Annotated in this window: 25 protein-coding genes and 1 pseudogene; 11 read left to right on the top strand and 15 right to left on the bottom strand. The window is 48.9% G+C overall.

Annotation, left to right across the window (positions count from 1 at the left end):
* The 5 genes from JMA39_RS19165 to JMA39_RS19185 are packed head-to-tail and all read right to left on the bottom strand — an operon-like array spanning window position 1 to window position 3,413.
* The gene (locus JMA39_RS19165) at window positions 1-735 is read right to left on the bottom strand and encodes a flagellar basal body rod protein FlgF (protein WP_202723492.1); all 735 of its coding nucleotides are present in this window, start codon (window positions 733-735) and stop codon (window positions 1-3) included.
* A 9-nt stretch (window positions 736-744) separates the two neighbouring features.
* Entirely contained in the window at window positions 745-1,953 is a 1,209-nt protein-coding gene (gene flgE / locus JMA39_RS19170; RefSeq protein ID WP_202723493.1) for a flagellar hook protein FlgE, read from the bottom strand.
* A 22-nt stretch (window positions 1,954-1,975) separates the two neighbouring features.
* A complete protein-coding gene (locus tag JMA39_RS19175; protein ID WP_202723494.1) occupies window positions 1,976-2,638 on the bottom strand; it encodes a flagellar hook capping FlgD N-terminal domain-containing protein in 663 nt (220 codons plus the stop codon).
* Complete coding sequence (gene flgC, locus JMA39_RS19180) at window positions 2,638-3,057, bottom strand: flagellar basal body rod protein FlgC (RefSeq protein ID WP_202723495.1); 420 nt, start codon at window positions 3,055-3,057, stop codon at window positions 2,638-2,640. The genes JMA39_RS19175 and flgC overlap by 1 nt, the downstream gene beginning before the upstream one ends.
* Window positions 3,058-3,062: 5 nt before the next feature.
* Complete coding sequence (locus JMA39_RS19185; RefSeq protein WP_202723496.1) at window positions 3,063-3,413, bottom strand: flagellar basal body rod protein FlgB; 351 nt, start codon at window positions 3,411-3,413, stop codon at window positions 3,063-3,065.
* Window positions 3,414-3,497: 84 nt separating this feature from the next.
* Between JMA39_RS19185 and flgA the strand changes: the two genes are divergently transcribed.
* From flgA to flgN, 3 genes are all read left to right on the top strand, one after another.
* A complete protein-coding gene (flgA, locus tag JMA39_RS19190) occupies window positions 3,498-4,244 on the top strand; it encodes a flagellar basal body P-ring formation chaperone FlgA (RefSeq protein ID WP_202723497.1) in 747 nt (248 codons plus the stop codon).
* A gap of 134 nt (window positions 4,245-4,378) precedes the next feature.
* Window positions 4,379-4,666 (top strand): flagellar biosynthesis anti-sigma factor FlgM, encoded by a 288-nt coding sequence (flgM, locus tag JMA39_RS19195; RefSeq protein WP_202723498.1) that lies wholly within the window; start codon window positions 4,379-4,381, stop codon window positions 4,664-4,666.
* Window positions 4,659-5,108, top strand: coding sequence for a flagellar protein FlgN (flgN, locus tag JMA39_RS19200; RefSeq protein ID WP_202723499.1), 450 nt, complete (start codon window positions 4,659-4,661; stop codon window positions 5,106-5,108). The genes flgM and flgN overlap by 8 nt, the downstream gene beginning before the upstream one ends.
* Here flgN and JMA39_RS19205 read toward each other — a convergent pair.
* The 8 genes and pseudogenes from JMA39_RS19205 to JMA39_RS19240 all read right to left on the bottom strand — a co-directional run bounded on the left by JMA39_RS19205 (window position 5,105) and on the right by JMA39_RS19240 (window position 13,081).
* The gene (locus JMA39_RS19205) at window positions 5,105-5,527 is read right to left on the bottom strand and encodes a hypothetical protein (protein WP_202723500.1); all 423 of its coding nucleotides are present in this window, start codon (window positions 5,525-5,527) and stop codon (window positions 5,105-5,107) included. The two genes, flgN and JMA39_RS19205, sit on opposite strands and share 4 nt — an antisense overlap.
* Before the next feature lie 54 nt (window positions 5,528-5,581).
* A complete protein-coding gene (locus JMA39_RS19210; RefSeq protein WP_202723501.1) occupies window positions 5,582-6,916 on the bottom strand; it encodes a FliI/YscN family ATPase in 1,335 nt (444 codons plus the stop codon).
* The gene (fliH, locus tag JMA39_RS19215) at window positions 6,906-7,658 is read right to left on the bottom strand and encodes a flagellar assembly protein FliH (RefSeq protein ID WP_202723502.1); all 753 of its coding nucleotides are present in this window, start codon (window positions 7,656-7,658) and stop codon (window positions 6,906-6,908) included. The genes JMA39_RS19210 and fliH overlap by 11 nt, the downstream gene beginning before the upstream one ends.
* The gene (locus JMA39_RS19220) at window positions 7,658-8,644 is read right to left on the bottom strand and encodes a flagellar motor switch protein FliG (RefSeq protein WP_237732937.1); all 987 of its coding nucleotides are present in this window, start codon (window positions 8,642-8,644) and stop codon (window positions 7,658-7,660) included. Before JMA39_RS19220 ends, fliH begins: the two co-directional genes overlap by 1 nt.
* Before the next feature lie 72 nt (window positions 8,645-8,716).
* On the bottom strand, window positions 8,717-10,432 hold the full coding sequence (gene fliF, locus JMA39_RS19225; protein WP_202723504.1) for a flagellar basal-body MS-ring/collar protein FliF: 1,716 nt from the start codon (window positions 10,430-10,432) through the stop codon (window positions 8,717-8,719).
* A gap of 77 nt (window positions 10,433-10,509) precedes the next feature.
* Entirely contained in the window at window positions 10,510-10,845 is a 336-nt protein-coding gene (gene fliE, locus JMA39_RS19230; protein WP_202723505.1) for a flagellar hook-basal body complex protein FliE, read from the bottom strand.
* A 29-nt stretch (window positions 10,846-10,874) separates the two neighbouring features.
* Window positions 10,875-12,179: pseudogene (locus JMA39_RS19235) on the bottom strand (sigma-54 interaction domain-containing protein).
* The gene (locus JMA39_RS19240; protein ID WP_202723506.1) at window positions 12,176-13,081 is read right to left on the bottom strand and encodes a MotY family protein; all 906 of its coding nucleotides are present in this window, start codon (window positions 13,079-13,081) and stop codon (window positions 12,176-12,178) included. The pseudogene JMA39_RS19235 and the gene JMA39_RS19240 overlap by 4 nt, the downstream one beginning before the upstream one ends.
* Window positions 13,082-13,621: 540 nt before the next feature.
* Here JMA39_RS19240 and JMA39_RS19245 point away from each other — a divergent pair.
* Genes JMA39_RS19245 through flhA form a run of 8 tightly spaced genes read left to right on the top strand, consistent with a single transcriptional unit; the run spans window position 13,622 to window position 20,052 of the window.
* A complete protein-coding gene (locus tag JMA39_RS19245) occupies window positions 13,622-14,503 on the top strand; it encodes a FliM/FliN family flagellar motor switch protein (protein ID WP_202723507.1) in 882 nt (293 codons plus the stop codon).
* Window positions 14,496-14,852: a flagellar motor switch protein FliN gene (fliN, locus tag JMA39_RS19250; RefSeq protein ID WP_202723508.1), complete on the top strand. Its 357-nt coding sequence runs from the start codon at window positions 14,496-14,498 to the stop codon at window positions 14,850-14,852. The genes JMA39_RS19245 and fliN overlap by 8 nt, the downstream gene beginning before the upstream one ends.
* A 2-nt stretch (window positions 14,853-14,854) precedes the next feature.
* Entirely contained in the window at window positions 14,855-15,583 is a 729-nt protein-coding gene (gene fliP / locus JMA39_RS19255; protein WP_202723509.1) for a flagellar type III secretion system pore protein FliP, read from the top strand.
* Entirely contained in the window at window positions 15,576-15,761 is a 186-nt protein-coding gene (locus JMA39_RS19260; protein WP_202723510.1) for a hypothetical protein, read from the top strand. Before fliP ends, JMA39_RS19260 begins: the two co-directional genes overlap by 8 nt.
* A gap of 3 nt (window positions 15,762-15,764) precedes the next feature.
* Complete coding sequence (gene fliQ, locus JMA39_RS19265; RefSeq protein ID WP_202723511.1) at window positions 15,765-16,034, top strand: flagellar biosynthesis protein FliQ; 270 nt, start codon at window positions 15,765-15,767, stop codon at window positions 16,032-16,034.
* An 11-nt stretch (window positions 16,035-16,045) separates the two neighbouring features.
* Window positions 16,046-16,825, top strand: a complete 780-nt coding sequence (gene fliR, locus JMA39_RS19270) for a flagellar biosynthetic protein FliR (protein ID WP_237732933.1) — start codon at window positions 16,046-16,048, stop codon at window positions 16,823-16,825.
* Complete coding sequence (gene flhB, locus JMA39_RS19275) at window positions 16,822-17,955, top strand: flagellar biosynthesis protein FlhB (protein ID WP_202723512.1); 1,134 nt, start codon at window positions 16,822-16,824, stop codon at window positions 17,953-17,955. The genes fliR and flhB overlap by 4 nt, the downstream gene beginning before the upstream one ends.
* A 15-nt stretch (window positions 17,956-17,970) precedes the next feature.
* Window positions 17,971-20,052, top strand: a complete 2,082-nt coding sequence (gene flhA / locus JMA39_RS19280; RefSeq protein ID WP_202723514.1) for a flagellar biosynthesis protein FlhA — start codon at window positions 17,971-17,973, stop codon at window positions 20,050-20,052.
* Between the two features lie 53 nt (window positions 20,053-20,105).
* Here flhA and JMA39_RS19285 read toward each other — a convergent pair whose 3' ends face one another.
* Together JMA39_RS19285 and JMA39_RS19290 are read right to left on the bottom strand one after the other, a co-directional pair.
* Window positions 20,106-21,077: an alpha/beta fold hydrolase gene (locus JMA39_RS19285; protein ID WP_202723515.1), complete on the bottom strand. Its 972-nt coding sequence runs from the start codon at window positions 21,075-21,077 to the stop codon at window positions 20,106-20,108.
* A gap of 143 nt (window positions 21,078-21,220) precedes the next feature.
* Complete coding sequence (locus tag JMA39_RS19290) at window positions 21,221-23,008, bottom strand: DUF885 domain-containing protein (RefSeq protein ID WP_202723516.1); 1,788 nt, start codon at window positions 23,006-23,008, stop codon at window positions 21,221-21,223.
* Window positions 23,009-23,189 lie beyond the last annotated feature (181 nt).

Consider the following 23,189-nt stretch of genomic DNA (forward strand, 5'->3'; position numbering starts at 1 on the left):
CTAAGCGTCACGTAACAGGCGGTTGCCTGCTTCGGCGAGTTTTTCGGCGCTCTTCATCAGTTTGACCTGCACCTCAAACTGACGACTTAAATCCATGGCGGCGATTAGCTCGCCTACGGCCTGCACGTTGCTGGCCTCAAGAAAGCCGCTGCTCACGCTGACTTGCTCGCTGGCAGGCAATGGCTGGCGGTCTGCGGGATAAAGCAAACCGTCTAAGCCTTTGGTTAAGGTATTGATCTCTGGGTTAACCAGCTTGAGCTGGCCAACCTCTTCGATAATGCCGCCTTCATCGGCAATGATGCTGAGTCTGCCGTCATCACCAACGAACAGTTCGCGATATTCGGGTAATACGATAGGGCCATCAATACCGGCAACGGGGCGACCATCTAAGGTCAACTGGCCATCGGCATCAGGCTGTATTGCGCCAGAGCGGGTATAGCCTTCGCCTTCGGCAGTCATCACCGCGAACAAGCCTGTATCATTGATAGCTAGATCTAAGGTTCTACCCGTTGGATTCATCGCACCGGTTTGCTGGCTAAAGCCACTGCTTTGGGTCTGAGCCAGTACACGTGTCTGCAAGCTATTGCCCATCGGATTAACCACCATGGCATTAACTCGCTCTAGATCCGCCTTAAAGCCTGTGGTGTCGGCGTTGGCTAGGTTGTTGGCGCGGATTGCTTGCGCCTCCATCACCCTTGCAGCCCCTTTGGCGGCGGTATATATCATTCTATCCATGAGTCAGCCTTAGATAGCGTTGAGCAAGGCTTGCTGCATGGTAGAGTTGGTATCTAACACCTTAGCATTAGACTGATAATTACGCTGAGCCGTCATCAGGTTAACCATCTCGGCGGTCTGATCGACGTTTGAGCCCTCAAGATAGCCGCCTGCAATCGAGCCTAGGGTGCCTGTCGTTGGCGTGCCGATAATGGGTTGGCCCGCAGCATTGGTTGCCGCCCAAGCGTTGTTGCTCACTGGCTCTAAACCGTTAGGGTTATTGAAGTCTGCCAGTACCACTTGACCTTGTAGCTGCTCTTGGCCATTGGTGTAGGTGCCATAAAGCATGCCACTATCATCTAAACGTATACCGTTAAGCTCACCTGAGGTGTAACCGTTTTGGCTCAGGCTTGAGTTGTTATAGTCAGAGGCGTACTGGGTGCTCTTGTCGTAGCTTAGCGCTAGGCTCATGTTTGATGCGCCGCCAACAATATTGGGATCGGTAATATCTAAGGTGAGGTCTTGTCCGGCTGTTAGCATGCCATCAGAGTCGAAGTTGAGCTGGTGGCCGCCAGCAGGAGTCACGTCGGTGTCGCCCATCATGTAGTGTACCGACCAAGTATTGTCTGAGGTCTTAACGTAATACTGAGTGAGAGCATGCTCCTTACCTAAAGAGTCGTAAGCGGTCACAGTGCTTGATGAGTGATAGGTTGACGCATCATCAGGGTCAAACGGATTAGCAGCTGGATCGATAACTTCTACTCGAGCATCTAAGTTAGAGACGAGGCCGATTGTTGTTGTTGCTTTAGCGGGTAGGGCGCCGGCTTGTACCTGCAGGTCGGTCACATTGCCCGTTTGTAAGTTGCCCGCCGCGCTAACCGAGTAACCCTGTAATCGGTTACCTACAGAGTCTGTGATAAAACCATCGGCATTTTGGTTGAACATACCGGCTCTGGCGTACGTAGTATTGCCATCTTGGCCGCTCAACATAAAGAAGCCTTCACCTTGAATGCCCATATCTAACTGACGACCGGTATAAGTTAAACTACCGCCAGCAGAGAAGTTTTGACTGGTGTTCATCACGTTCACACCGCCAGCTTGGCCGCCGTTGTAGATGGCAGAAAACTCACTGCGGCCACTGCGAAATCCTACTGTTGAAGAGTTAGCAATGTTATTACTGATAGTGTTTAGATCTTGTGTGGTTGCTTGTAGGCCACTTAACGCAATATTGAAAGACATGAATTAATCCTTTGCTAACCTGTTATGAAACTTCAGAAATTTCAAGCACTGAAATAGTGCCTAGACCATTACCTAGCTCAGCCATCATCATTCCTGATGCGCTGATAAAATGTATTTTTTCGATTTCAGCTTTGACGAAGGTATCGGCTGTTTTGGTGACTTCACCTGCGGTGGTGTTTGCCACTATGCTGTAGTCGCCCGCAGGCAGTCCCAACGCTTCAGGGTCGATAGTGAAGCCAGTATCCCCCGCTTCTTGTGGACCCATCTCTAAGCTGTGGACGACATCGCCATTATCATCGACGATGTCGATACTTAAATTCTCAACTGAGCTGCCTAGGTAAACCTTGCCATCGATAGGTGTATCTTCGATGCTAAATTCAGAAGCTGGCACCATGGCATCTTTACCTACTAACTGTGCTGACTGAACGATGCCGAGGTTCTCCATGATCACCATCTGTGTCGACTGGTTGGCACGCATCTGCTCTAAGCTTTCGACCTGAGAGAACTGGGCTAACTGGCTGACATACTCTGTACCATCAATCGGATTGGTTGGATCTTGGTTCTGAATTTGCGCAATCATCAAGGTCATAAATTCGTTCTTGATAGAAGCCGCATCGTTACCCGGAGAGTTAACTACGCTGTTGCCACTGGTATTATTGGTGTTGCTAGTACTGGTTACGTTCATTACTTAGTTCCTAACTGCAGTAAACCCTGCTGCATCGAACGTGCACGGTTCATGATTTCAACATTGGTCTCGAATGAGCGACTGGCCGCCATCATGTCAGCCATCTCCTCAACGGTATTGACGTTGGAGTAGGCCACATAGCCTTGCTCATCGGCATAAGGATGATCGGGCTCATAGCGCAGATCCAGCGGTGCATCAGATTGCACTATCGCAGATACTTCAACGTGGGCACCTGCGACTTGCCCCTCTTGTGTCTGCTTGTAAATAGTTGAGAATACTGGCTTTAACGCTCGAAACGCTTCGTCTGGGTTTTCTGCTGCCGCACCCGCGTTGGCTAAGTTACTGGCAACCGTATTGAGTCTAATGGTTTGGGCGTTCATGCCCGCTCCAGCAATTTGGTAAATTTCTGCAAATGACATAGGGGTTATTTACCTTCGATAGCAGTGCGTAAACCTGAGATCTTCATGTTGAGGAAGGTCAGGCTGGTTTGATAATCCATGGCGTTTTGTGAGTATCTGGCTTGCTCTTTGCCTAGCTCAACCGTGTTTTGATCTGCCGATGTTTGATAAGGCACACGATAGCTAGCCTGATAGTTACGGTCGGGAGACATGCCTGCATTGATCTGCAACATCACAGATTTGAAGTCGAGATCTCTCGCCTTATAGCCGGGGGTTTCTGCATTGGCTAAGTTACCAGCCAGCATCTTGCTGCGCTCGACCCTAAAATCTAATGTGTGCGGATGAATACCTAATGCGGCATCAAGGTTGATAGCCATTACGACTCCTAGTATGGTATGTCCAATTTAATTGCCGCTTGACTATTCAATTAGTGTGCCAATAATCTTAATTGAGGTTTTTCAATGGTTTACTTGTTTTTGTGGCGCAAGATCGGAACCTGTGTTTCCTGCTTCCTCATCGCCACTTCCTGTTTACTTCCGCAGCTGAGTCTGGCGCAGGATTCGATGACAACGGTTGAGCAGATTGATAGCGAATTCACTCAATTACTGACTAAGGAGTTGGAGCAGTGGCGTCAGCAAGCCGCTTTGTCTCAGCTGGATGTTAAGGCAGAGATTAAGGTGCCATCGGGGGCGAAAAGGCTAGCGCTTTGCCCTGTGGCAGTGAGCATAGATGCAGGCTCTGGGATCCCATTAGGCAATGTGCAACGCAAGGTGAGCTGTGGGGCATTAGGCTGGAGCCTCTTCGTTCGAGCCAAGGTTAGTGTGAGCGTTAAAATTCCTGTGGCTAATCGAGTCCTCAAGCGCGGCGAGCATATCTTGGCAGCGGATATCGACTGGAAAGTGATAAAACTGGGGGCATCGGATCGAGACTTAGTCACTGCTCTCGATGAGATAGTAGGTCGTCAAGTGGTGCGTAAGGTACGCCGCTATCAACCAATTAGAGCTGTACAGTTGAGTTCGCCTCAATGGGTGAATATTGGTGACCGAGTCATTATCGAGGCTCGCAGCAATGGCTTCTATGCCAATATGTCGGGAGAAGCCCTCGAAGGCGGCGGCGAGGGCAAAGGGATCCGAGTGAGGAACCTTAGCTCTGGCAAAGTGATCATTGCCTATCCAATCGCGAAGGGGCGGGTGGCGACGCAGTTTTAACGGTAGATCATGGCGAACCTGCCAATATAGCTGCTGAATCTGAGCACTTCTTTTGCCAAATAAATGGCGTTAATTTCAGTTGTGTAGTCTTTCTGTCGCTCTAGTTATATATAGGCATATTTGAGGCAGCCATTATGGAAATAAACAAAATAAACAGTACGATAAATGCTGAAATGGGCACCAGCAAGAGTAAGACGCATAGTGCCGTTCAGCCTTTAGATACTCCCGTTGCTACGGCGGTAAAACCTCAGCAAGAGGTCAGTGAAGACTGTCGATTGATTGAGTATAGCCAGCAGCGATTAGAGCAGTTGCCGGACTTTGAACTGGCGAAAGTCGCGGAAATTCGCCAGTCGCTGATCGATGGGAGTTTTGATCTCGATCTAGAGAAGTTAACCGATGCCATGGTGCAGCAACATGGCTGAGGCAGTTAGCAAGCGTGAGTTAGTGCAGAGCTTAGTGCGCGGGATCCGTCAGGATATTGAGGGCTATAAGCAACTTAAAAGCTTGTTGAAGCGTCAGCGAGAGTTGATGCAACGTCGTGATAACGGCGGCCTTAAACACCATAACGAACACCAATCGAGTCTGTGTGACAGCTTAATGCACAAGGCTGGCGAGCGCCGCAGAATGTTGCAAGCGCTCGGTTTTGCTGGTGATGCCAGTGGCATGGATGCGTTAATTGCTAGGCTTCCGCAATCATCGGCGAGCCAAGTCTCTATTTTATGGCAAAACTTGTTGCTGTTGGTGAAAGAGAGCCAACAGGTTAATGAAGCCAATGGTAAGCTGCTGGTGGCACAGCAAGAGGTGATAAGTCAGCTGCTTAATCGAGGTGGTGATAGCCATGTCGATTATGGTGAAATGCGTTAGCCTCGACCTGCTGTCGCGTAGCGCGCGGCTAGATCATCTAACTGTTTTTGCTCCTGCTTCTGCTGTAACTGATGTTGCTGCTCTAGTCTTTCTCGATATAACCACTGTATACCTTGCTGGCGACCCAACTGCTTATGCCACAGTTGATGCATTCTCTGCTGCTCCTGTTGTAGCAGCAGTTGTTTGCGAGTCAGTTGCTTTATCATCGGCTCGATAACTTGGATCATCTGCGCGCTATTTTGCAACATCATTGCCGTGGCGTTGGTGAGGTTTATCTGGGTGTAATCGGTCACCATCTGCCCAAGCTGGTGCTTTTGCTGCTCTATGGTATCTATCTTACTCTGGGCGGCATTACGCTGCTGCCCAAGCTGGCTAAGCTTCTTCTCTTCTTGCTGACATAACCTGAGTAATTGCTTCATCTTATATTTCCCGTAGGGACAAGCTAAATAGTGACTTTGTCTGGCTTTTTATTGCTATCGTGCAGATAGGTTAAATCCCATCTGGCTGACCAGCTGCTCTAGGGCGCTGAGGCTTTGCTTGAGGTCGGCTTGTGTGTGAGTCGCCTGACGTAAGAAAGCCGCCATCTGTGGATAGCTGCTCACCGCCATATCCATTTCTGCATCATGACCAGCTTGATAGCCGCCTAGCGGTAATAGTTCTTTGACCTCGTTATAACGGCTATTGAGGTGACGGAACCATTGCCCCTGTTTTAGGCTGCTTTCGCTGGCTACTTGTGTTGCGAGACGACTGACAGAGGCACCAATATCGATGGCTGGAAAGTGCCCCTGCTCGGCTAGCTTACGGTTAAGCACAATATGACCATCGAGAATCGCCCTTGCCGAGTCGGCAATCGGATCTTGCTGGTCATCACCCTCGGTTAATACGGTATAAAAGGCGGTGAGGGTACCAGTTGGGTGTTGGCTGTTACCAGCCATCTCCACCAGGCTAGGCAGTTGGGCGAACGCCGAAGGCGGGTAGCCTTTAGTGGCTGGAGGCTCACCTAAACTCAAGGCGATTTCCCGTTGAGCCTGAGCATAGCGAGTCAACGAGTCCACCAGGAGCAATACTTGCTTACCTTGGTCACGATAGGCCGCAGCAATATGATGGCATAGGCGCATGGCGCGCATACGCATTAAAGGCGTGGTGTCGGCTGGCGCGGCGACAACCACGGCGCGTTTACGTCCCTCTTCACCTAAGGACTCTTCGATAAACTCTCTGACCTCTCGGCCACGTTCACCAATGAGTCCAACGACTACCACGTCGGCTTCGGTAAAGCGGGTCATCATGCCAAGTAACACACTCTTACCCACGCCTGAGCCCGCGAATAGGCCGAGACGTTGACCACGGCCGACGGGGAGCAGGGCATTGATGGCGCGAATTCCCACATCTAATGGCTCACGGATCGGCTTACGTAATAGTGGGTTAGTACTTTTAAACTGCAGCGGCACATGGGGAATATGTTTGATACTGCCGAGATCGTCTAATGGTTGGCCTAAGCCGTCGAGTACGCGCCCGAGTAGGCCGAGTCCCGTCGGTATTTGACAGCGCCCTTCGATGGGCATCACTCGCGCACCGGGCATTAAACCGTTGGTCGGCTCGATTGGCATCAGGCAAAGGGTGTCTTTGTAGAAGCCGACGACTTCGGCTTCGACTAAATGGTTATCACGGCACTCAACATAACAACGATCGCCGGTGCCCAATTGACAGCCCACGGCCTCAAGCAGTAGGCCGTTAACGCGAGTTAAGCGACCATAGACTTGGGCAACAGGGATTTTCGGCCAATCCAAGATATCGGCATTAAGCTTCAACGTCTACCTCATTTGTCACGCTGCCTGCCTGTGATGAGTCCTGCAGATGAGCTTCAACTTGAGCCATACAGCGGTTGAGGCGAGTCTCGACCGATGCATCGGCGTCGGAGGTTTCACTAACAATTCTGCAGCCGCCAGCACTGATGCTAGCATCAGCCACTAAGGTCCATGAGTGGATCTTATCGGCCGCTAACTCTTTAAGCTTGTCTACTGCACTCGGTTCTAGGTGGATCTTAACTTGAGTCGGGTCGTCTGGCAGAGCGGCCAAGGTCTCTTCGATTAAGTTTAAGATCTGCTGTGGTTGTAGAGTCAGCTCGCAGCGAATAACTTGTAACGACACCCGTCGAACTAGATCGAGGATCAGCGACTGCTGCTGCAAAATCTGCTGATTGTGCCCCTCTTCGAGCAGTGACTTCAGTGCACCCAAGGGGGCAATAATGCTATTGAGCTGCTCGTCGATATTGTCTTTGCCTTTCAGTTGGCCCTCGATACGACCCTGATTAAAGCCGGCGGCATAGCCCGATTGACGACCTTCCTCTTCGCCGGAGCTAAATCCAGCTTGGTGGCCTTTCTGCACACCTTCATCGTACCCCTTGTCGAAGGCTTGCTGGAAATCTTGCCAGTTAGAGCCCTCGGAGTTGTCATCGGTTTTTGGCGCGACGAGTGGTGAGAAGCGGTGGCGGCGAGGGTGTTGACCGACAAGGCGCCAGCGCGGATCGGTATTATTGAGTCGTTGGCTCATTATTCTACTACCTGCTCTTCAAATAACTGCAGTTCAATTTCACCGTCATCCATCATCTGCTTAGCCAGCTCCATTATCTCTTTACGGGCGGCAATCGCTTGGCTCAATGGTACAGTGCCTATCGCTTCAACCTGAGTTTCAATTGCCGAAGACATACGTTTGGGTAGTGCACCGAGCAGTGTCATCTTAAGTTCGTTATCGATACCTTTTAATGCCAGTGCTAATACATCGGCTGGTACGGCTGCCATGATATCTCGTAGCGTCTCAGGCTTTTGTCGGCCTAGGATGATGAAGTCGAACATATTGTCCGCTATGTTATTGGCTAGCTGCTTATCATGCAGTTTTAGCATCTCCATCAGCTGCTCTCTGTCGCCTTCGAAGCGATTGAGGATGTCGGCCACTTGGCGGACACCACTGATCTGAGTGTGACTTTTCTCCATCGCAATCAGCATGCAACGCTCGACGAGCTGCTTGAGTTCATCGACCACTTCACGGTCTAAATCCCCTAACTGAGCGATGCGCACTAACACTTCATCTTGCCCGCTAGCGGGTAGGCTATGTAGTACCTGAGCGGCACTCTCCGGTGGCAGTAAGCCTAATAGTACGGCTTGCAGCTGGCTGTGTTCGTTGGCGATCTCGCGAGCGAGTAGTTGAGGGTCGACCCACTCGAGTCGCTTAACGAGGATTTTGATCTCATCACCATAGATGCTGTCGATTAGGCTCTTGGCTACTCTGTCACCCAATGCAAGATCTAAGGTTTTTTGTAAATAGGTGCGTGAAGCGCGGGCGATCCCCGATTGCTCTTGGTAGCGCTTGAAGAATCGTCCAAGTACAGCCTCAGCCTCATGTTGGGTGATGCTAGATAGACGCGCCATCTTGTGGCTGAGGTGCTGCACATCGTTGCGATCTAAATGAGCCATCACCTGAGCAGCGCCTTTTTCTCCCATGCTAAGCAGTAGCATGGCAGCTTGCTCTAGGTTGTCCATCTTGATTGTGAGTTCATTGTTATTCACGGTTTGGGTTACCTATCTATATAACGCTAAATGCATTTGGGTTCATTAGGCTTGATGAGCGTTCTGTTCACTCTCACGGTCACTTATCCAGTGGGAGATTACCTCGGCGACTCGTGCCGGTTCTTGGTTAGCAAGCAAACTTAAGTGCTCCATCTGAACCGTTAGCGGCGAACCCGGAGCCGGTAGGCTTAGGTTGCTGCTCCAGCTGTTATCTGTGGTGGCATTTTCCACTGCTAGGATGTTATCCACCTGCTGCTGGGCTGAGTCATTAAGTGCTGCGGCTGCTTCTGGCGGCGGCATTAATGGCGTGTTATTGGTCGAGTCGCTGTCCTTAATGTTGTACTCAACGGTGCGAGTTAGGTGCTGCACTAGAGGGCGCAGTACAAAGAAGATCATGCCCAGACCTAAAATGGCACCGATAAAGTAGCGCAGATAGGCTTGATAGCTTTCACCCTGCCACCAAGGTAGTGGCTCGAACTCGACCACTTTTACTGGGGCGAAGTTAAAGCTGCTGATACTGAATTGGTCGCCACGTGCCGCGCTATAACCTATAGCGTCCTGCACCATGTTACTCATCTGGTCGAGTTGCGGCTGAGTCCAGCCGCTTTCGCCTGCCGCTTGGCTATTGAGTAGCACTGAAATAGACAGGTTTTCTAGCTGCATCTGCTGATAGCGGGTGTGGGTGACTGAACGACCCACCTCAAATTTGCGGCTCTCTTGCTGATTAAGGTTGGTGCTGCTGTTATTTGCGGCTGGCTCTGCCGTCGGTGGCTGGTTGCTTAATGCTCCTGGGATCCCAAGTGCCATATCACCACTGGTTTGATTGGTGCTCTGCTTCTCTTGACTGATGACGGTTTGTGGATCCACTGATTCGCGAGTCTCTTCCACCTGATTAAAGTTAACCATAGCGGCGACTTGCACCTGGAAGTTGTCTCTACCTAGGATGGGAAGCAACATGGTTGATGCGCGGCTAATAAGGCTTTGCTCTAACTCTTGGGTGTACTTAATCTGCTTATCACGTGACTGACTCATATCTTGGCTGGCATTGATCTCAGAGCTTAGGTGATTCCCCTCTTGGTCGACAATCTGCACTCGCTCTGGTGTCATTCCTGTCACGCTACCCGCGACTAAGTTGGCGATAGAGGTGATCTGCTGCGGTTGCAGATGCTGGCCAGCGTAAAGATCCAGCATTACAGAGGCGGAAGGCAACTCTGGTTGTTGACGGATAAATAGGGTTTTCTTCGGGATGGCCAAATGTACTCGCGCGGTTCTTACCGCTTTCAGCGCCATGATGGTGCGTGACAGTTCACCCTCTAAGCTATAGCGGTACTTAGCTTGCTCCATAAATTGGCTGGTACCAATGGTGGATGCATCTAGAGACTCCATACCTGAAGGTACTTTGGCTTTAACGCCGCGAGCGGCAAGCAACATGCGTGCATTGCCTAGCTTATCTTCTGGAACAAGCACTAAACCAGAGGTTGGGTCGAGGCGATAGCTGATACCTTCTGCTTCAAGCACCTCAATGATGTGCGATGTATCGACGTTTTCTTGGTTACCATATAAAGGGCTATAACCTTGGCCTGTACTCCATAGCATCAACACGATTACACAAGCTGCGACAATCGCGAGAATGGCGAGCGTCGCCGCATGTCGGTCTCCTCGACTGAACTGCTGCCATTTCTGCTTCAACGAGTTTAGACGTTCATTGTTGCCATTTACATCTGTCATGGCAGGGCTGGTTTGAGTCAATGTGGTTGACATGCTTTTAGTTATCCTTGCTCAAAAAGGCTGGTTAAGTTTTTGGGCGTTATTGCAATAGTTATAGACAGTTGTAGGGGTTAGATCGGCATCTTCATGACATCGTCGAATGCTTGTACAAGTCGGTTACGGATCTGCAGCATGGCTGAAAATGCGAGGCTGGCTTTTTGCGAAGCAACCATGGCGCCAACGAGATCATCACTCTGGCCACTGTCGACGGCACTCACCAAGGCCGATGACGCATTTTGGTCGGCGTTGATAGAGGCGACTTTATGCTTCATTAACTCGGTGAATGAAGCTGGTTGTACGCCAAAATCCTTAGGATTTGGGCCGACTTTAATTCCGCCTTTGGCCATCTCAGAATGAATACTGAGTTGCTGCATCATAGCGCTGGCATTGATGTTGGCATTTGACATATCTGTTCCTTATTTATTGTGAAAGCCGACTATGCAGCGTGACCCGATTGCGACAGGATCTGCTCAATATCTATGCCTTCTTCACGCATCTGTACCAGCTTGTATCTGAGGGCTCTGGTCGTCATGCCGAGAGCTTGGGCGGTATTGTTACGATGACCGTTATGACGTTTAAGAGTGTCGATGATGTACTGGAATTCAGCTTGACGTTTCGATGCTTTAAGCCCCAATTCACTCTGCTCGACCAGCGCGCTACCATCTTGATTCACTAGACCCAATTATTCGGCCTGTAGTGCTTGGCCGCGGCGCATCACTAAGGCTCGTTGAATGGTATTTTCTAGCTCACGCACGTTACCTGGCCAGTCATGGCTCAAGAGTAGGTTGCGAGCCTGTTCGCTGAAGTAGCACTGCTGATTGGCGGCTAGGATCTTATAGCGTTGCAAGAAATGCTCGGCGATAGGCAAGATGTCCTCTTTTCGCTGACGTAGAGGTAAGATCTTGATCGGCAACACATCTAAGCGATAGAAAAGGTCTTCTCTAAACTCACCGTCTTGTACCGCTTGGCGCAGATCTTTGTTGGTGGCTGCAATCACGCGGATATCCAGCGCGATAGACTTGTGTCCGCCTAAGCGTTCAACTTCTCGCTCCTGCAGTACACGTAGCAGTTTTGCCTGCAGTAGTTGTGGCATCTCTCCGATCTCATCGAGCAGCAGGGTTCCACCGTTGGCGAGTTCAAACTTACCGGGTTGATCGGTTGTGGCTCCAGTAAAAGCGCCTTTAACATGACCGAATAGAATCGACTCTAAAATACTTTCGGGAATGGCGGCGCAGTTAATCGCGATAAAAGGCTGCTCTGCACGATTCGAGTGACGGTGAATATAGCGTGCCAGAGGCTCTTTCCCTGTGCCGCTTTCACCCGTAAGGAGCACGGTTGCTTCTGTGTTGGCGGCGCGGTGTGCCAGCATTAGCAGCTGGCGACTAACGGGGGCTGCACAAATCAATTCGTTATTGGGAAGCTCTAAGCGACGCAGTCTCTGTAGCAGCGAGCATAGCTGCTCTTCATCGATCGGCAGTAATAGATAATCTTGAACACCGCACTGCATTGCGACACTGGCGAGTTCTGTCTGCTCGGGATCGAGTAGGGCGACTTGATGCTTACCTGGATATTGGCGAAGTTGTGCGGCAACGTCTTGGCTAGCGCTGCGAGACAGGTTGATTAGGCTAAGCCAAGGCGCGTTATCCTCGTTCTGCCAGATAGTAAAGCCTTGTTGAGACAGCTTATCTAGACTCGATTGCGGTAGTTCAGCATCGACGAACCTTAAACTTGCGTGATTCATTTGCTTGCTCCTAAAGCCGAAGCCGTAGAGGAGTGAGTTGCTGATTTTACTAAGCGCAAAGTGACTCGACGATTTAGCTCTCTCCCCTCAGTGTTATTATTGCTGGCTACCGGAGTGCGAGTGCCGTGATGTCGCGTCTGGATCATCTTTGGAGATACCCCAAGCTCTATTAGCCTTGAAAGCACCTCGTCGGCACGTTCTTTACTGAGTACCAAGTTTGCTAAATGATCCCCCGATGCATCGGCATGACCATCGATCAGTACTTCTACAATGCTGGGGTCGGCTTGAATATAGCGATACACAGCTTGTAAATCTTGTTCGTGAGTGGCACTTATCAGGCTTGAATTAGGCTTGAACATCAGCTCTAGGCGACGAACGTAGGTGAAAGGTTTAGGTAACAGTTTTTGACGGCAGATCCTAAATTGATTGGCTACTGCGCGGGTGGAAACCGGGCTGGCGTTAATTAGGTATTGACTGTTATCTGTGGTGGTCACTGCGACTTGCCAAGTGTGCCCCTGTTCAAGTGCTTCTAAAAATGAGGCGGTATTTTGTAGGCTTATCGCCTGTGAGCCAAACCAGTTTAGTGATGTGGTTGCGATAGGTTGGCGAGTCGCATCTTGCCAAGCTGCAGAGATTACGGAGGCTTGGCTTTGAGTATTATTTAAATTAAGCCAATCAGCTTTAAGGCTCAGCACCAGAGGTTCTCCTGGATTCGCGCTGAGTTGTAATGTGCCGAAACTCTGTACTCTATGGGTAATTTCACAGCCAAACTCATCTCCTGAAAAGTGCCATTGGGCTTTTTCAAAGGGAGTTTGATACTTAACTGGAGTCGCCAGTGCGCTATTTGTGATGTTTGTACAAATAAAAAATAAACAGATTAATATATAAACTGACAGTTTCAATTGTTCATAACCCTTAAATGTAGAGACTGGAACTTTATTACTTTAGTTTTGATTTTTAAGGTTGCCAATTAAACACGTAATATTAAAACATGTAAAACTTTTTATTTTTATTTTATGTATTCATCAAGTTTTTAAAACTTATTCTAAAGTTAAGTGTATTTATCTTTTATGTGATGTAAGCTTGCGGCTATTAATTTTAGGGCTTCACTTGTTCACTTTTAATACTGACGGATACGATTCGGGTTAAAGTTTAAATTGCATTCACCCCCTAAGTTGTTGTTTTGTATGTTTTTTAAATTATTTTCAATAAAACCAAAAAATAAATTAAAGTTTTTTTAAATATTGTCGCTTTATAACTGGTTTCTTTTTTCTATCAGTAGCGTTTATTTGTTTTATGGTTTTATCTTAGTTTGAATAATGTTTTTGGTAATTTGTGTTACACGGCTTGTTTATTTAGTCATTATTTTGTCGCCTGTCATTTAAATAGCTTTTTTAAAATTAACGTCGATTATTTGACGAACTTTTGTTGTGAGATTTAGGATGAAAACTACTGCTAAAGCCAATCTAATTAAATCTAGCCAAGGGATAGAAGTTCGGCCTGTTGTCTTGATAAAAGAGAAGTTGGCTCGAAGCCGACTATTGATGCAATTAGAATCATGCCAGCGGCCAATGATAGATGCTGTTAATGAGTTATTGACGCCAATTACTCGTCAAGGACACTTTGCTCTGTCAAAAGTATCGCTGACGGCGAAGACTCAGCCTGTAATCCCTCAACTACATCATGCCTGGTTTTTACTGAGTTATAACCGTGTTGAGTTAGGCTGGTGGCGAATCGATAAATGTACTTTAGACCAACTCGCCAGCGGTTATTACGGTAGTTGTTCCAGTGCGTTGCAATCCCCCTTAAGAGCACCGAGCCTGTCGGAGTTTCGTCTGGTTAAACGCTTGATGATGGCGGTGATTAAAACATTCCCAATCACCTATATCGATGAAGACAAATTGGAGCTGGAACTGGTGATGAACAGCGCACCTATCAAGGCTCCAGTTTGTTGTGAGCTGAGTTTTCCTACGGCTCACAGCGGTCCAGCTCTCTGCTTTTATATGGCGGAACATCTATTAGAACTGATGGCTGAGCAGCCTAGCCAATATCAAGCCGATCCCGCGCTAGCAGAGAAGTTAGCTAGTCGACTGAAACAGATCCCACTTAGAACGTTATTGGAGCTTGGGCATCAGAGCATGCCAGTTACCTCGCTTCAGAGCTTGGTAGTCGGTGATATTTTACCGATGAACCTACATTCTCGCTGTCCCGTTACCGTAGGAAAGCGTCCACTTTTTTACGCCACAGTTCATACCCATGAGGGACAGATGGTGGCCAAATTGACTCAAGAAGCCTTTCAAATGGAGGAAAAATCCAATGGCTGAACATAACATTTTGCAAGATGAAGATTTTCTATTAGATGACGAATTTTTTGCTGAAGAGCCAATCAGTGCACCTAAGCTTCAGTCTAAGCCTGTAAAGGATATGTCGTTTTTCCATCAGCTTCCGGTACATGTGACCCTAGAGTTAGCCAGCGTTGAGATGTCATTGGGTGAGTTGGCGCAGATGGGTGAGGGCGATGTGGTCGCACTGGACCGTATGGTCGGTGAGCCTCTTGATATCCGCGTTAATGGCGCACTGCTTGGTCGCGGAGAAGTGGTTGAGGTTAATGGTCGCTATGGTGTGCGCTTACTCGAAGTGGAAGCTACCAGCTTAACTGGAGCCGTTGATTAATTATGTGGCGAGTGTTGCTGGTGCTACTGCTGAGCGTTTCATCGACGGCTTATGCGGGTGATGGTTTAACGCTATTTTCTCTGGCCGATGGTGATAAAACTCAGGCGGTGAACGTTAAGCTGGAAATCTTGGCATTGATGACGGTGCTCAGTTTTCTACCTGCTTTACTCATGATGTTGACCAGCTTCACTCGGGTGATAGTGGTATTGGCTATTTTGCGTCAAGCCTTAGGTTTGCAGCAGAGCCCACCTAATAAAGTATTGATAGGCATCGCCTTGGTGATGACTATTTTCATTATGCGCCCTGTCGGACAGGCAATCTATGATGATGCCTTTTTACCCTACGACATGGGGCAGATAGAGTTAACGGAAGCCGTTGCTAGAGCTGAGGTGCCGCTACGCAAATTTATGCTGGCGCAGACGCGAGAGACGGATCTGGAACAGATGCTCAAGATTGCCGATGAGCCGATCACCTTAACCGCCGATGAGATCCCATTCTTTGTGCTGATGCCAGCCTTCGTGCTGAGCGAGTTAAAGACTGCATTTCAGATCGGCTTCCTGCTTTTCCTGCCTTTTTTGGTGATCGATCTAGTGGTCGCAAGTGTATTGATGTCAATGGGTATGATGATGCTGTCGCCGCTGATTATCTCTTTGCCGTTTAAGTTGATGGTGTTTGTATTGGTTGATGGTTGGTCAATGACGGTGAGTACCTTGGTGGCCAGTTATGGTTAGTCGAACAAAAGATCAATCGTTTGTAAGGCAGGAGAGTGCTTTGATGGTGAAAAGCCAAAGCGATGAGTTATCCGTTTCTGATCTGATTTACTTTTTTCTTGGACTGTTAATGACGGCGCTAGTGATCCCCAATGACTGGCCTGCTGTTATCTCATTGCTTACGGGTGGAAGAGCTTAGCCTATGGACGTCAATGAACTTACCTCTATGTTTTCCGAGGCTATTTTCCTAGTGGTCGCCATGGTTGGAGTCTTGGTGGTTCCCGGACTATTGGTCGGTCTACTGATCGCGGTATTTCAGGCGGCAACTCAGGTGAACGAACAGACCTTGAGTTTTTTACCCCGACTCATCTTAACCTTGTTGATGGTGGTTTTTGCTGGTGAATGGTTACTGCAGCAGATCGGCGACTTTTTTAATCGCTTGTTTATGAATATCCCCCATATTATTGGTTGAGGATCACTAGCTTGTTATCGCTTACCTCAGTCCAAATCAGCACCTTTATCGGCACCTTCTGGTGGCCCTTTTGTCGTATCATGGGGGCATTTATGGTGATGCCTTTCTTGGGTAACAACTATATTCCTGCCACCGTACGTATTCTGTTGGCCATCAGCATATCGGCTCTGATTGCGCCGATACTGCCTCCATTTCCCGAAGTCGATGCTATCTCATTTCATGCGCTGATCTTGGCTGTAGAGCAATTACTGATTGGTTTCATGTTGGCACTCTTCCTGTCGATAATGATCCATGTGATGACCATGTTCGGTGCCATGATGTCGATGCAGATGGGCTTGTCGATGGCTGTGATGAATGACCCCTCTAGTGGTGGCGCTAACCCATTGTTAGGTTTATGGTTTATGCTCTATGGCACCTTGCTGTTTCTGGCTTTAGATGGTCACTTGGTTGCGATTGGGATCTTGGTGGACAGCTTTAGGTTATGGCCCATAGGAATGGGAATATTTGATCTACCCTTGATGGGACTTATCGGCCGACTATCGTGGATTTTTGCGGCCTCTTTTATGCTGGCCTTGCCTGCTATTCTCGCCATGCTCGTGGTTAACATCACCTTCGGTGTATTGAGTCGCTCGGCACCATCGTTAAACGTGTTCGCCTTGGGTTTTCCGATGTCGATGTTGATGGGTCTACTGTGTGTGTTCTTCTCTTTTAGTGGTTTGCCGGCTCGATATAGCGACCTCTGTTTAGATGCCTTAAATGCTATGTATCAGTTTATCGGTGGTACGACGTGAGTAATAAGGATTCGGGGCAGAGTAAAACCGAAAAAGCGACACCGCAGAAATTAAAGAAGGCTAGGGAGCAGGGGCAGGTTCCGCGCTCGAAAGATCTCGTCTCCTCGGCACTGATTATCGGCAGCTCCCTGTTGCTGACGACGATGGCGGATTGGATCTCCGCTAAAGTGGCGGCGCTGACCCGAGCCAATATGCTATTTACCAAGGCTCAGCTCGACGAACCGGGAATGATGACTCGCCATCTGGCGCAGTCTCTACTAGAAGTGCTGAATATTCTGGGGCCTCTCATTATAACGGTCGCCTTGATTGCCATGATCGCTGGTGCGATGCCAGGCGGTCCGGTATTTAACTTTAAAAATGCTGGCTTCAAATACAGCCGAATCGACCCGATCGCGGGACTCGGCAGAATGGTGTCTGTTAAGTCGCTAGTTGAGTTGATTAAATCGATTCTTAAGATTGTGTTGTTAGTTGGCATCATGCTGGTTTTTTTACAGAAAAATTTCCAAGCATTGATGGCGATTAGTCAGCTACCAATCGATGAAGCCGTTATGCGGGGCATCGATATGCTGAGCCTAGCAATGCTTTATCTGGGTTTGGGCTTGCTGCTGATCACTTTTATCGATGTACCTTACCAGTATTGGCATCATCACAAAGAGCTGAGAATGTCGCTGCAAGAGGTGAAGGACGAGCATAAGCAGCAGGATGGTAAGCCTGAAGTGAAGGCAAGAATTCGCCAAATGCAGCAACGTATTAGCCGATCACGTGCCGATATATCTGTACCTAAGGCCGATGTGCTACTGGTTAACCCTAGCCATTATGCGGTGGCACTTAAATATGACATGAACAAGGCCGACGCCCCCTACGTGATAGCTAAGGGCACCGATGAGTTGGCGCTCTATATGCGTGATATAGCAAAGCGAAATGATGTGGAGGTGCTAGAGCTGCCACCACTGACGCGCGCTATCTACTATTCGACTCAGGTGGAGCAGCAGATCCCCTCAGGGCTGTTTGTCGCTATCGCCCATGTGCTCACCTATGTGATGCAGCTGAGAGCGGCTCGACAAGGGCAGCAGGCTAAGCCTGATCCCTTGCCCCATTTTTATATTCCTAAAAGTTTACAACATGATTAAAGGTTATTTGCATTAATGAACTGGTTTAAGCGTACTTTTGCCGGTAGCCCTGGCTATATCGGCATTCCAATCATGCTACTCGCCGTTTTGGCTATGGTTATCTTGCCACTGCCGCCATGGTTATTAGATATCTTGTTCACCTTTAACATCGTGCTAGCCGTGATGGTGTTATTGGTCGGGGTATCGATCCGTAGACCACTGGAGTTTTCGGTATTCCCAACCGTACTGCTACTGGCTACCCTGCTGCGTTTAACTCTGAACGTGGCCTCGACCCGTGTGGTACTTATCGAAGGCCACGAAGGGGGAGACGCCGCAGGTAAGGTGATCCAAGCCTTTGGTGAGGTGGTGATCGGCGGTAACTATGTTGTCGGTGCGGTGATCTTCCTTATTTTGATGATCATTAACTTTGTGGTGATCACTAAAGGTGGCGAGCGAATTTCCGAGGTATCGGCACGTTTTACCCTAGATGCACTGCCCGGTAAGCAGATGGCTATCGACGCCGACTTAAATGCCGGAGTGTTGACCCAAGATCAGGCCAGAGACAGGCGGCAAGAGGTTGCGCGTGAAGCTGATTTCTATGGTTCTATGGATGGTGCCTCTAAGTTTGTCCGTGGTGATGCAATTGCCAGTATCCTGATCTTAGCCATCAACATGTTGGGTGGTTTGGCAATCGGTATCTTCATGCATGACTTGAGTGCTGGCGAAGCATTTAAGACTTATGCCTTGCTGACTATTGGTGACGGTCTAGTTGCACAGATCCCCTCGTTATTGCTTGCGACTGCGGCGGCGATTATCGTCACACGAGTCTCCGATGCTGAAGAGATGCCTGAGCAGTTGCGTCAGCAGCTACTGGCTAATCCAAAAACCTTAATTACCTCGGCAGCGGTGATGCTGATCTTAGGCATAGTGCCGGGAATGCCGACATTTGTATTCTTGTCATTCGCGGCTCTATTGGCTTTTGTGGCATGGAAGCAGAGCCAGACTCAGCCTAAGGTGACCGAGTCTAAGGTTGAGGAGCTAAGGGAGAGTAGCTTTAGCGAACCTTCGGCGCCAAGCTGGGATGCATTGCCTTACACGGATCTTATCGAGGTGCGTTTGGGTTACCGTTTAGTGCATCTGGTTGAGCGCAGTAAAGGTGCTGAGCTGCAAAAGCGATTAACGGGTATTCGTCGAACCTTGTCTGAGCAGGCGGGATTCTTGCTGTCTGAAGTTAGGGTGCGCGATAACCTATCCTTGGCACCGAATGCCTACCAGATTAACTTAATGGGCAATCCTGTGGTGACTGCCGAGCTGGAGCCGGATCGTCTGATGGCGATTAAGAGTGGCCCAGTCTTTGGTGATATCGATGGGGTGATCACTAAAGAGCCTGCCTATCAGATGGATGCTATCTGGATTGAGCAAGACCACAAAGCCAAAGCGCTGAACTTGGGCTATTCGGTGGTGGATAACGCTACGGTTATCGCAACTCATGTGAGTAAGCTTATCCGTGAGTCACTGCCGGATATGCTGCAACATGATGATGTGTTGGCTTTGAGTGATCGCCTCGCCAAGCAGAGTCCTAAGCTGGCCGAGTCACTCAATAGCGCATTAACCCCAATCCTACAGCTAAAGGTATATCGTTTACTGCTGAAGGAGCAGGTGTCGCTTAAGGATATTCGTACCATTGCCACCACCTTGCTCGATTGCAGTGAAAACAGTAAAGATCCTGTGCTACTCGCTGCCGATGTGCGTTGTGCGCTGCGTAACTCTATCTTGCACTCTATCGTTGGAGCCGATCCTAAGCTTAATGTGATGACCTTGGCGCCTGAACTGGAGCAAACTTTGATGTCGGCATTGAACCAGTCTCAACAGCAGGGCAAAGGCTCGCTCGATAGCTTCCCTGTCGATCCGCAACTGTTGGCGCAATTACAGCAACGTATGCCACAGCTGCTGGCACAAGCAAAGGAGCATGGTCATAGTCCGCTGTTGTTGGTTTCGCCGCAGCTACGACCGATATTGGCGCGCTATGCCTTGGCGTTTGCCCGCGGTCTGCATGTACTGTCTTACAATGAGATCCCCGAGACGCGGGAGCTGATGGTGGCGGGGCAGTTAGGTTAATCGAAAATATAAAGGGATAGCTAAGCTATCCCTTTTTATTGCTCGCTAGCCGATTAGTTTGCTTTTAAGAAGTCGCATAATGCGTTGAGTGCAAGATTGCGAGGCTTATCGCGCTCCATAAATATCTCATGACGAGCGTAAGGGATTTTTATCAACTTACACAGGCCGTTTACGGCGCGATTTTGTGCGGAATTATCGACGATAGTATCCTCTTCGGCCTGCAAGATAAGTAGTGGGAGCTTACTATTTCTAGCGGCATCAATCGCTTGTTCGGCGGCATTAATGGACTCGACTAACCAATGGTTGGTCGGCGAACCTAGCTGTAGCTCTGGATGCTGGCGGTAGAGTTCGCGATAATCATCGTAGCGTAATTTACAGTGGGTGAGGTCATTCTTATCGAACGGTTCGGCATGGTAATCTTTGCCGCCTAAAATATAGTTAGGCCGTTTAGCGTTATCGAGCAATGAAGCTAGTCCTCGGATAAACGCCTTGGGTAGTGGTAGCTTGATACCATACATAGGCGCAGAGAAAGCTGCGGCCTTAAAGGTTGCTGGGTACTGGCTGAGATAAAGCGTCCCGATTGCTCCCCCCATAGAATGCCCAACCAAGTAGTAATTCTCGTGGGACTGTGGTTTCACAACCTTAGTGACAAATTCGGCGAAATCGTCGACATATCGCTGGAACTTGTCGATATATCCCTGGTGAGGATTGGCGGTTGTGCGCGCCGATAAACCTTGACCACGATGGTCGATAGCAAACAGGCTGTAGCCTTGCTGGTAAAGATCGAACATCAGCTCCTTATATTTCAGATAGGACTCTACTCGACCACTGCTGATAACTATGGTGCCGATACTCTCTGGATGAGTGATACGGGCGTAGGCTAAGGTGATGTCGTCACGAGTCTTAAAGCTCGATTGCGTCACTTGCTGCCAGAAGACTTTTTGCTCAGGACTATTAAGGTGATGTTCTGATGAAAAGCTGGTTGTGGTTTGATTTGGCATATAGGTTTCGCTAGCTATCGACATAAACAGTATCTATTCGATTATCGGTTTGGTTAGCTGCAGTGTAGCAAACTTGTTCAGCCTGACTCTAGCCTTAAAAAGAGCCCATTAAAAAGGCCGCTAATGCGGCCTTTTTTTTATCCGGTATGAGGATGCTGTGGCATTGATTAGATAGCGGCTTTTTGCTCGATAATAAAATCGTTTATCTGCTGCTCTAGCACTGACATAGGTACAGAGCCGTTGGCCAATATGGCGTCATGGAAGGCGCGAATATCGAAGTGCTCTCCGAGCTCGGCTTCTGCTTGAGCACGTAAACGCTTAATCGTTAGTTCACCAATCTTGTATGACAAGGCTTGTCCTGGCCAGTTAATGTAACGATCTATCTCTGTGTTGACGTTATGCATCGACAGTGCGGTATTGCTGGCCATAAAGTCGATTGCCTGTTGACGTGACCAACCTTTAGCGTGCATCCCCGTATCGACCACTAGACGTGCTGCGCGCCACATCTCATAGGTCAAACGACCAAAGTTACTATAAGGGTCTTGATAGAAGCCAGCTTCTAGGCCGAGATACTCAGAGTAGAGCCCCCAACCTTCGCCAAATGCCGAGATATAGCTGTAGCGACGGAAGTTAGGCAGGTTCGTTAGTTCCTGATTTAAGGAGATCTGCAGGTGATGACCGGGTACGGCTTCATGTAGGGTCAGTGCTTCCATCTCGTACAGTGGACGCTTATCCAGCGCGTAAGTGTTAACCCAGTAATAACCTGCTTCATCATCGCGACTCGAGCCTGAGTAACGACCCGTTGTGTATTTAGGCGCGATTTCGGCAGGTACAGGCTCAATACCGTAGGGCTGGCGCGGTAGCTTGCCAAAATACTTAGGCAGCATGGCATCGGCCTTCTTGGCGATATAGGCCGCTTCCTTAAGTAGCTCCTCTGCAGTCTTTGGGTAGAACTGAGGATCGGTTCTTAAAAAATGTAGAAACTCGGCGAAGCTACCTTCGAACTCCACCTCTTCGATGATCTGCTGCATTTCGGCGCGAATACGCTTAACTTCCTGTAAGCCCAGTTGATGAACTTCGTCAGAGGTCATATCTAAAGTGGTGTAGTAACGTACGCGGTTCTCGTAGAAGGCTTCGCCATCAGGAAGGTCGTAGGTTGCGATGCTTATCCGAGTGTTTGGAATATATTCAGTGGTGATGAAATCGAAAAAAGCTTGATACTGGGGCAGCACAGTATCTTGTACTAAGGCGAGGCCTTGCTCTGTCAATTGCGCCTTCTCTGCGTCACTGAAGTGGGCTGGATACTGAGTGAATGGCTTGAAATAACCACTCTCTTCTACAGGAACGATAAAGGCGGTGATGCTGGTCTCAAACCCATTGAGTGTGGCCTTGGCGGGAGTGATGCCTGCCGCTAGACCTTGCTTTAACCAGTAGGTTTGTTGATTGAAGTATTCCGGTAGCGCTTGTAACTGCTTGAGGTAGTTTTGGTAGTCCTCAACTCTGGCAAAGCGCCCCTTGGAAATTGAGGCGATATAGGCGTGAAAGCCCCCTTCTGCAGAGATAGGCATGTAGTGATCTTTATAGTGGTACTGATCGACATCATTTTGCAGCTGGTCGCGCAAGATCTGGGCGTTAATCGCATCCTCTTTATTTAAGCTGGTGGTGTCGATCTGTTGTAACTGTTCGAGTAGCTGTAGTTTGCGTTGATTTAGTGCTTCTAGTGCCGTTGGCGACAGGTCTTGCAGCTTGCCCGCGGCCGTCTTATCACCGAGTGAATAGGCAAATCCTGGGCTGGAATCGAGGGATACTTGCCATGCGGCATCGATAAGTGATTGCAGTTGAGTATTCCCTGCAACTTGCTCGGTGGTGACACCTGGTTGTGGCATCGTTGTAGGCGCAGTTTGGCAGGCACTTAGGCCTAAAACTAGCACAGAGGGAAGTAGGTACTTATACATGAATTGTCCATTATTGTTTTAATTATGCTGGTGATTATGCCGTTACAAACAGCAAAGGTCACGGATGAAAATTAAACGAAATGTGACAAAAGGTTAAACGCTAAAAAGGAGCTTGCTGGTGGATGCTAATTAACGAGCAACAAAAAACCGGCCTTAGCCGGTTTTTGTAGCGTCTAATCAA

Source organism: Shewanella schlegeliana (assembly GCF_016765635.1).
In the GTDB taxonomy this organism is placed as follows: Bacteria; Pseudomonadota; Gammaproteobacteria; order Enterobacterales; family Shewanellaceae; genus Shewanella; species Shewanella schlegeliana.